This is a genomic window from Armatimonadota bacterium (assembly GCA_022563855.1).
GTDB lineage: Bacteria > Armatimonadota > Fimbriimonadia > Fimbriimonadales > Fimbriimonadaceae > JADFMN01.
In genome coordinates, this window is record JADFMN010000011.1 from 94,633 (window position 1) to 103,891 (window position 9,259).

General features: G+C 56.5%; 7 protein-coding genes. 5 read left to right on the forward strand and 2 right to left on the reverse strand.

Annotated elements, in window-relative coordinates:
• Window positions 1-10: 10 nt before the first annotated feature.
• Both IH944_12835 and IH944_12840 read left to right on the forward strand, forming a co-directional pair.
• Complete coding sequence (locus IH944_12835) at window positions 11-1,426, forward strand: hypothetical protein (protein MCH7905433.1); 1,416 nt, start codon at window positions 11-13, stop codon at window positions 1,424-1,426.
• Window positions 1,427-1,530: 104 nt separating this feature from the next.
• The gene (locus tag IH944_12840) at window positions 1,531-2,166 is read left to right on the forward strand and encodes a Fic family protein (GenBank protein ID MCH7905434.1); all 636 of its coding nucleotides are present in this window, start codon (window positions 1,531-1,533) and stop codon (window positions 2,164-2,166) included.
• Window positions 2,167-2,562: 396 nt separating this feature from the next.
• On the opposite strand, the gene IH944_12845 is transcribed toward IH944_12840, so the two are convergent.
• Window positions 2,563-3,444, reverse strand: a complete 882-nt coding sequence (locus IH944_12845; GenBank protein ID MCH7905435.1) for a sugar ABC transporter permease — start codon at window positions 3,442-3,444, stop codon at window positions 2,563-2,565.
• 89 nt (window positions 3,445-3,533) lie between these two features.
• Between IH944_12845 and IH944_12850 the strand changes: the two genes are divergently transcribed.
• A complete protein-coding gene (locus tag IH944_12850; GenBank protein ID MCH7905436.1) occupies window positions 3,534-4,307 on the forward strand; it encodes a WecB/TagA/CpsF family glycosyltransferase in 774 nt (257 codons plus the stop codon).
• A 46-nt stretch (window positions 4,308-4,353) separates the two neighbouring features.
• On the forward strand, window positions 4,354-6,126 hold the full coding sequence (locus IH944_12855; protein MCH7905437.1) for a hypothetical protein: 1,773 nt from the start codon (window positions 4,354-4,356) through the stop codon (window positions 6,124-6,126).
• 42 nt (window positions 6,127-6,168) lie between these two features.
• On the opposite strand, the gene IH944_12860 is transcribed toward IH944_12855, so the two are convergent.
• Complete coding sequence (locus IH944_12860) at window positions 6,169-7,458, reverse strand: sugar ABC transporter substrate-binding protein (protein ID MCH7905438.1); 1,290 nt, start codon at window positions 7,456-7,458, stop codon at window positions 6,169-6,171.
• 686 nt (window positions 7,459-8,144) lie between these two features.
• Here IH944_12860 and IH944_12865 point away from each other — a divergent pair.
• Window positions 8,145-9,259, forward strand: a 1,115-nt coding sequence (locus tag IH944_12865; GenBank protein MCH7905439.1) for a DUF1549 domain-containing protein, incomplete at its 3' end; no start/stop codon positions are given.

A 9,259-nucleotide genomic window follows, 5' to 3' on the forward strand; every position in this document is an offset into this window, starting at 1 on the left:
TCAAAGCAAGATGAAGCGGAAGGTCTGGTTTTTTGTGATAGCGGCGCCGTTGGTCGCCGTCGGCGTGCTGCTGTTCGTCGGCGCGAGAGAGAACCCCGACTACGTACGCGCGGCCAAACTGCTGCCTGAGGCGAAGCAGCGAGCAAGAGAGGTGTTCGGCCCGCTCACCTGGGAGGAGTACCGCGCGGAGAAAGGGATCGTCCATCGCGACGACACCAGTAAGTGGAGGCGGATCGAGAGGTCGATTCCCGACGACCTGTGGGATTTCCGGTGGCTTGACCCACCAGAGCCAGAGAAATACGGTGAGGTTTTCGAAGCGAATCGTGCGTGGATGCTCGGGCTATCCAGTGAGACGGAGAATCTTGTCTTTCACCAGCCGTATCCTGAGCGTCTTTTCGATGAGAGTCTGATTCCAGCAAAAAACTTGATCAACATGCTGGCGACAGGAATCATCGGTGCGGCCGACGTCGGCGACGTCGACGCTGTCAGGCAGATCGCAGAGACAGCCTGGAACATCCTTGAGAAGTGGAGTGAGGAGCCCAGCACGTTGCACGCTACCATGGTGATCTCGGGCGTCAGTGTGATTACCGAAGCACTGCTGACTGCTGTCGTACGCAATATCGAAAACGAGCGTCTGCTCGCCGTCGCTCAAGAGTTTATCGCCAACGCACCAACGCCGCCCGAACTGCGACTGACGCTTGCTGGCGATGCACGATCAAACCTCGAATTCTTCAGGTCACTTCGAGATGAGGGGCTAGAGAACCTCAATCAGACCTTGAACTCCATTAGTGATGTCGCACCTATTCTCGCTCCGCCGGCTTCGTCCACCCCGACACTTTGGGACGATGTACGCGAATACGTTTCAGACTTGTTCAACGACAACGCGAACACTCGGAACGCTGGCAAGCACGCCTTCGATGCACTGGAGGGGAGGTTGTGGGAGGTCGAAGTCGACGTCTTGACGTACTACGAAGCTGTCCAGCAGGATCCGTCTTCCAACAGACAGAAATCTAAGAAGTTTGTCGATGAGCTTGCGGCCAAAACGGACATCTCGTATGAATATGCCCAGGCTTCCGTCACAGCGCTTGCGGCCTTTCGCTCGATCCAACACGATCTTACGAGAGATCTTGCACTGCTTGCGCTCTCAATCATCTCTGAAAACTCATCTGTTGAGTCGCTGCCGGAGTACCTCACGGACGACCGGCTCTTCCCTGACCCGTTTGCCGGCACGAATATCCTGTACAGGAAGACATCTACGGGCTTCGTCGTTTACAGCCGCTCCGACGACGGCGCAGATGGAGGGTTTTCAAACATTCCCGCCAATTTATCGCTGCGCCAGAACGTCAACATAACCTACGATGTTCTTCGCACCGATTACGGCATTATCGTGAACTACGAAATCCCGGAAGCAACCGCTCCGCCTTAGCCGCGACGGCGCTCCCATGCCGCGAACGGCGCGATAGCCCGTGAGCCACGGAGCAGCGAGGAACTTGTGGAGCTTGAAACGAACGCTCATGGTAACGTTAACCAATGAGCCGATACGAATTTAGTGGCGAAGACGACAGCGCATTCGAACCAGGCTCGGACGGTTCAGTCTTAAAGAACCGGCTTGCCATCATTGACCCGAAAGAGATCGGGCAGGTCGAGGCTCACGCACTGTTCGTGGCGATCGCCTGGAGCGACGAAGCGTTCGACTTCGAAACAGAATTCAGTTTTGAGATCATCAAGGATATGCACCGGCAGTGGTTAGGACACATATATCCCTTTGCCGGTGAGTTGCGCACAGTTAATGTGACCAAGGACGGCTTCATGTTCGCCCCCGTCGCGTATCTGGAAAACTCAATACGCGAAATTGATTCGCTAGTGCGTGAAAACACGCCTTGTGAAGGGCTCCATAGACCGGAGTTGGTCGCAGCGATCGCACTCGTGCATTCAGAATTGCTCTTGGTCCATCCGTTTCGCGAGGGGAACGGACGAATCGCTCGGTGGCTCGCCGATCTGATGGCGATACAAGGAGGGTTGCCGCCGCTAGACTGGGCGTTCGAAGAAAACTCGGAGGCCCGGCGAGAAGAGTATTTTGCTGCCTTAAGGCGCGCGTACATCAAACAGCCGGGAGAATTAGAGGCGCTCGTCGACCAAGCGCTTACGCGCGCTTTGACTTCTTGACTTCGGCTTTATTGACCTTTATCCCTTCACACGCAGAGGAGGAGACCACGGTTTTTGAGATCTGTTCCTCCCGGGCTTTCCCTTGCTTCAAGTGGGGACTTTCTGAAAGCTTTTTAGCCATCTCAACTACTCTATTATACCATGTTTCAAGTTCAAAACCGAACGCGTTCAAGCGGTGACGGCGAACGGCGCGATAGCCCGTGAGCATTCAAGCGTCGACGGATCCTTCGATCCTTCGACAGGCTCAGGACAGGCTCTCGCAGGATGACATGACGCCCTCCATCGGGAGTCGTGAGTCACGAGATACATCTCAGACATCAGTGACGCCCGCCAAATCGAAAGCGCGATCCTTCGACAAGCTCAGGATGACGGCCCGCGCACTCCCAAAAACCTGAACTACCCCGCGCTATAGCCCTCAAGCTGGCTCTTCATCATCCGGTACTGCGCGTACGCCACCCCGGCGATGATGATCAGCAGCAGGAACGACTGCGCAGCCGCCGAGCCGACGTGAAACTTCTGCCACGCCTCGCGGTATATGTGGTAGCCGATCACGTTGGTCGTGTCGTTCGGCCCGCCCTTCGTCATCATGTAGATCGGCGTGAAGAGCTGGAACGCCCCAATGGTCGAAGTCACGAGGACGAACAGCGTCGTGGGCGAAAGCATCGGCAGCGTGATGCGCCAGAACCGCTGCCAACCGCCTGCGCCGTCCAGCTCCGCGGCCTCGTAGAGCGTCTCCGGGATCCCCAGCAGACCCGCGACGTATATGATCATCTTCGGCCCGAGCCCGGTCCAGATCGACATGAACACCAGCGCCCACATCGCCCACTCCTCTTTATTCAAAAAGTCTATGTCTGGTATGCCAAACATAGACGAAGCGACATTGATCAGCCCGCTCTGCGGCAGGTAGACGTAGATCCAGAGCATCGAGATCGCGACACCGCTGCTGATCGCGGGGATATAGAACAGAGTGCGGAATATCGTGACCCCGCGCAGCTTTTGAGCAACAAGGATGGCCACGAGCAACGCGACCAACATCCCAGCCGGCACGCTGGTCAGCGTGAACCGCGCGCTGTTCCACATCGCGTTCCAGAAATGCGGGTCCTGCACCGAATCGATGTAGTTCCCGATCCCGACGAACGGCTTCGTGTCCTTCAACAGGTTCCATCGGAAGAGCGAAAGGTACAGCGCGTACCCGATCGGCAAGACCGCGAACAGGAACAGGTGCAGCACCGCCGGGGTGATGAAGAGGTAGCCGACCTTCTGGTTGCGCTTGCTCACTATCCTGATGCCGATCTGAACCGGTTATACCGTTCCGCTGATATTGTAGACTCTGCCACCGTGGATCGCTTGCACCTGGTCAGTCACAGATGAGCACGCAACTGCCGACTATCGAGCTATCCGGCATGCGGCTCGCAAAAGCGCGCGGCCAAGAGGTTCTGGACCACGTTTTTGAAGAGCTGTCGCACGGCAAAGGCGGCTGGCTCATCACGGCGAACCTCGACTTCTTGCGGCGGTTCTGCCGTGAGCCCGAAATGCGCGCGCTGTACGAGCAGGCGGACGTGACCGTCGCCGACGGCATGCCGCTCGTCTGGGCGGCACGGATCCAGGGCGACCGGCTTCCAGAGCGCGTGACCGGATCGTCGATGGTCTGGTCGCTCGCCTCGCGTGCCAGCGCCGAGGGGCGGACGCTGTACCTTCTCGGCGGCGACGAAGGAACCGGCGACGCGGCGGCGCAAGAGTTCACGCGCCGATCGCCGAAACTGACAATCTCCGGTGTCTCGGCTCCCATGTTTTCGAACCCCCCGACTGAACAAGAGATTGCGGATGTGAAGCAACTGTTCGCCGCCGATCCTCCCGACATCTTGCTCGTCGGACTCGGTAGCCCAAAACAGGAGATTTTGATCCAGGCTCTTCGCAAGTCGCTCCCGGGGACATGGATGATCGGGGTCGGAATCAGCTTCAGCTTTGTCGCGGGCAAGGTGCGGCGGGCTCCGCGCTGGATGCAGCGATCTGGGCTTGAGTGGCTTCACCGGCTGTTTCAAGAGCCGCGGCGCCTGGCGCGGCGGTATCTGATCGACGACATCCCGTTCTCGATCGTGCTGTTCAGCAGAGCGCTCGGGTCGCGCTTTCGGCGTAAGTGAAGCGGGTACGATTGTTCTGAGGCATCAAAAGGAAGCGAGACAAACGATGTTCGGGCTCATTTTCGCGGCGTGTCTGAGTGCAAGTTGGTACGACGACAATCCAATAACCGTCGATGCCGGCTTCTATGTTCTCAACGACCTTTGCAAAACCATAACAGAGACTGGCGTGAGTGTCCGTGCCGACGAGTCCTGCGCTAAGGACGTCTATGCAGTCAGCCTCTCAGATGTTGAGTGGGGCGACTTGCGCAAGGCACTTGAGGCTGATGGACGGTTGGAGATTCTAGAGACTGCCGAGGGCTGGTCGATCCGACGCAGCCAAGAGTCTTTGCAAAAAGAAGCAGAAGCGCTGGACTGGTATCTCGAAACGCTCGGCAGATCGATCGCAGCTACGTACGGTAGAGCGATGGAGATTTGCGAGAGATGGGGTGAGATCGGACGCGATGGGCTGAGCGCATTCGTCTTGAGCAAAATGAGCGGAGGAAACCTGGCTTCAAACGAATTCCTTGCGTTCGATATCCTCTATAGAACCGTGGTGTCCAAAGACACGCTGTTCTGGCTGATGTCCTTACCCTCAACGGCGTCGAACGGTGCGTTCCTTGGTTCGACGACCAGCTTTTCCCACTACTCTCTTTGGGACCGTCCCGATCTGTTCGTTGTTTCTGGAAACATGCGGGACTTTCGCCTGCTCGGCCCGTTGGGAGATCTGTCACCAACTGAATTGGAGGCAATGGCGAGAGCAGTCACTTTAGCGAGGATGATTCAGTGGGACCCCATTTCGAACGACATGGGTCTTCGCAGCATCCTCGAGGTGAATGTCGGCGGCCGGACGTTTGGGGGAGGCAACAAACCGTGGGCTGTGTCGCCCAGATGGGTGCGGGTCGAATTTCCCAGGCGGCGACCGCAATCTCTTCTCGACAGTGCCAATCTGAGTGGCGACCAAGTATCTGAAAACAGTGGAGCAGAACAGCTTCCTGCTTGGACAAACGGCGTGCTGGCAGTCCAAACCGAAAGTGTGAGCCTGTCCGAGCTCTTGCTACAAGGCACGAAAAACAACGGAGGGGATCTTCTGGCATACCTCCCGCGCATCGGAGACTTTGTCCTGGCTGGAAACCGCGACTGGTCGGTTCAACTAGCTACCAAGGCTGTCAACAGTGGGCAGCTGGACGAGGACTGGATTCGGTCGGTCAGGGAAGAGCGGAGCGGCGTCCGGCCCGTCGCTCGTATGCAGGCATTGTCGCTCCGCCAAGAAGTAGCACTGACTACTGTCGGTGGCGTCGTGGTCGCTTCCTACGGCCGTCGGTTCATGGACTCGCTAGTCGGTTTTCCCGCGAGTCTTCGAATCGCACTTGCGAACAGCTCGTTGAGCGGAGACATCTCGTCGGCGGACGTCTTCGAGGCTGTATCTGACATCGACTGGAAGAAGATAGAAGGTTCCCTCTACCCAATGGAGCTTTTGCGATTCTGCAATCCGTGCTCGCTCTACCCATTTGCGCTGGCGTATAAGAACTCGAGCCAGTTCCGAAAGCTCATCGACGAAGCGGCACTGGGCGAGGTCACCATCCTTGCGATTAGTGATCTGGATTCTGTGCTGCAGGATTCCATTTGGGAAGGAATGAGGGCGTGTGCCGATCGGAGCATGTTCATCTACTCGCATTCTCGGCTGGAAGTCGTCGATCCTCTTGGCGCGGTCAACTTGATAGATAGAGGCGAACGGAGTTCTAAGATCAGGATCAAGAAAACGGCCCAAGGTGTAACGATCGAGTTGGTAACTAAGTATCAGTTGCTCTGGCAGACATGGTTGAAGGGCACGATCGACTGATTATGCCTGCAGGTAGGACTGCCGTCTTGTCCTCCCTCGCACTCACTCCTTGGTCAGCTCTTCGTCGATCTCCCTCGCCGCGTCCCTTAGCGCCACTTTGACGGAAACGCCCTGGCGCAACACGCGGTCCATCATCTTTTCGCCGATCGGCTCAACGAGGTTGTACCGCTCGACCTTCGCGCCCCACGGCGCGCGCGCGGAGGGGATGATCGCGACGAACGCCTGCTCCAGCGCCGCGGGCACGACGCGGTTTTTCACGCGCGATGCGACGGGGTCGGCCGCCTCTTCAGCCACGGCGCGAAGCGCGCAGACCTCGATCCCGCTCGCGTTGTACCGCGTCTGCACGTCGTAGCTCAGCATATGCCTGATCAGCGCCCAGCCGGCGTCCGGGTGCTTCGCGTCCTTGAATATCGCGAGCCCGCTCTCGTACATGACGGTGACCGGTTCGTCCAAGTTGCTAGGCAGCGGCGCTACTCCGATCTCCGCAATCGAGATGTGCTTCGAACTCTGGTAACCGATGATCGCCCAGTGCCCGACGATCTTCATCGCCGCCTTTCCGTTCGCGAACAGATCGACGCCCAGCGCGGCGGTCTGTGACAGAGTCGGCGAGACCTTGTGGACGATCACAAGGTCGTGGATGAACTGCACCGCTTCGACGCACTCCGATGAGTCAAAATAGCCTACAGCCGTCGTTCCTTCGGGAGACAGAACATCACCACCGTTGTTCCAGAGGAACAGGATCCAACCGGCCATCCAATTGGCGAACTCGAAACCGTAAACATCATTAGTGGTCAACCGACGAGCCGCATCGAGGAAGTCGGAAAAAGTCCACGTGCCGTCGGGATACGCCACACCCGCTTCGTCGAAAAGCCGCTTGTTGTAATAAAGCACCATCGGCGTGAACCCCATCGGCAGACCGTAGATCGCGTTCCCCCGCCGGGTGATGTCCACCGCGTTCGGAAAGAAGTCGTCGAGATCAACCTCCGGGTCGTCCTCGATGTACGGACGAAGGTCCATCAGCACGCCGTTGTCGATGAAGATCGCTGCGCTGCTCGCGTCGATCCGCATCACGTCGGGCGCAGTGTGCGCGACGTGGCTCAGCAGCATCTTGGTTACGTACGCCTGCATGTCCCCCGGCGTCCCCTCGATCCGCAGATCGAGGTCCGGGTGCTTTTGCTCGAACTCGGCGTAAATCTGTTTGACGAGCTTGTTGAAGTCGCTGTCGTCCCCCGCGCCCGACCAGTCCGCCATCCGCACGATCGTCCGCCCATCGCCCAGGCTTCCACACCCGGCGACGACCAGCGCAAGCAAGACAGCGACGCACCAACGCATCAGGGCTGTAGTTTAGCCTCTGCTACGGATTCGCGCATACCCCCACCCCAGCCCTCCCCCACGAGGGGAGTTTCCGTTCAATGATCACACTTTTCGGAACGTTATTTCTTGTCAAGTTATTAATTGAAATTATTCACAAATTCCTGATTCACGACAAATCCATTCTACATCTGAGGATCCGGTTTTGGTATACTAAGGGACAAGGACTGCCATCCGGCAGTGAAGCGGCTTGTCTCTTTTTTATTTTATTGATGGGTCGTCCCTGCATTTCATTTTGCTTTTATTTGCTTATTCTTCAGTCGTTTGTTTGGTTCGATTCGGAAAAGCTCTCGGTATGCGCGAAGGCTGACTGAAATCGCGTTCTGCCGCTTCGTCCGGCAGGATGAAACCAACTCTGTTTGACTGATTCACTCGATCTCACACCGCAGAGAGATTCCTGAGATTTTTGAAATCCCAGGGATCTCTTTCGCGAGTTCCATGATAACGCTTCCTATCACAAAACAGTGATAATAAAACGTTGCGAATACTGCTTCGGAGTATTGTTCCTGAGATGGAATCGATCGTACCGAATCTAGCGATTCGTAGACGATTTTCATCAGCTTCTGGTATACTTGAAAATCACATCGGTTCAGGTACCGTTCACTCGGCGGACATTATCGAACCTTTCTGGAAATGGAATAGGACTCATGCGGCGACCTTGTTCTGGCGGGCGATTGGTCCCTCTTCTGTTTTTGTCGCTCGTTGGAGTGTGTCAGAGTCTTCCAGCATCTGCCGAAGACGCCTCCGAGGATCTCCTGGAATACGACCGGATCATTCAACCGGCCGACCGTGAGCACTGGTCGTATCAGCCCATTCGTAAACCACCGATTCCAAAAGTTCGAGATACCGCTTGGCCGCGAAATCCGATCGACGCCTTTATTCTGGAGAAACTGGAATCCCAAAGTTGGCGACCTGCGCCGCTGGTTCAGAAACATGTTCTGTTACGACGAATTTTTCTCGACCTGATCGGCCTGCCGCCGACTTTGGCAGAGCAGGAACGTTTTCTTAACGATTCTTCTCCCCACTCTCTGGAGTTGGTGATCGACGATTTGCTTTCCCGGCCCGGTTACGGGGAACGCTGGGGACGACATTGGCTTGATTTAGTCCGTTACGCAGAGACCAACGGTTACGAACGGGACGCCATCAAACCGCATGCCTGGCGATACCGGGATTACGTCATCGCGGCATTCAATAGCGACAAACCGTACAACCGCTTTGTTCTGGAACAACTCGCCGGTGATGAACTTCCCGATTCCAGTGCCGAAACCATGATAGCGACCGGATATTCCCGTCTCGGACCGTGGGACGATGAGCCGGCCGACCCGCAACAAGATCGCTTCGACCAGATGGATGATCTGGTGCGGACCACCTCACGAGTGTTTCTGGGGCTCACTTTGGGTTGCTGCCGTTGTCACAACCACAAATTCGACGCGCTGACCATGCACGATTATTACCGCATGGTGGCGATCTTCAATCCGTTGGTTCGCCCTCAGTTGGGACGCAAGGAATTGGATCTGCCGGCCGGTTCGCGAAGAGAATTCTCCGCCGTTGCCGAACGGGATCGTCTGATCTCGGAGAACAGCAATCAAATCGCTTCGTTACGTAACAGTTTTCGTAACGAATTTCTCAAATCCGGTCGTAGCGAACTGTCTCCCAAAGTGATTGCAGCGTTTCGCTCCGAACCGAAAAATCGAACGGCCGAGCAGAAGGATTTCGTCAAACAGCATGCGAAACAATTGGATGCGGAATTATCCGCTGCATT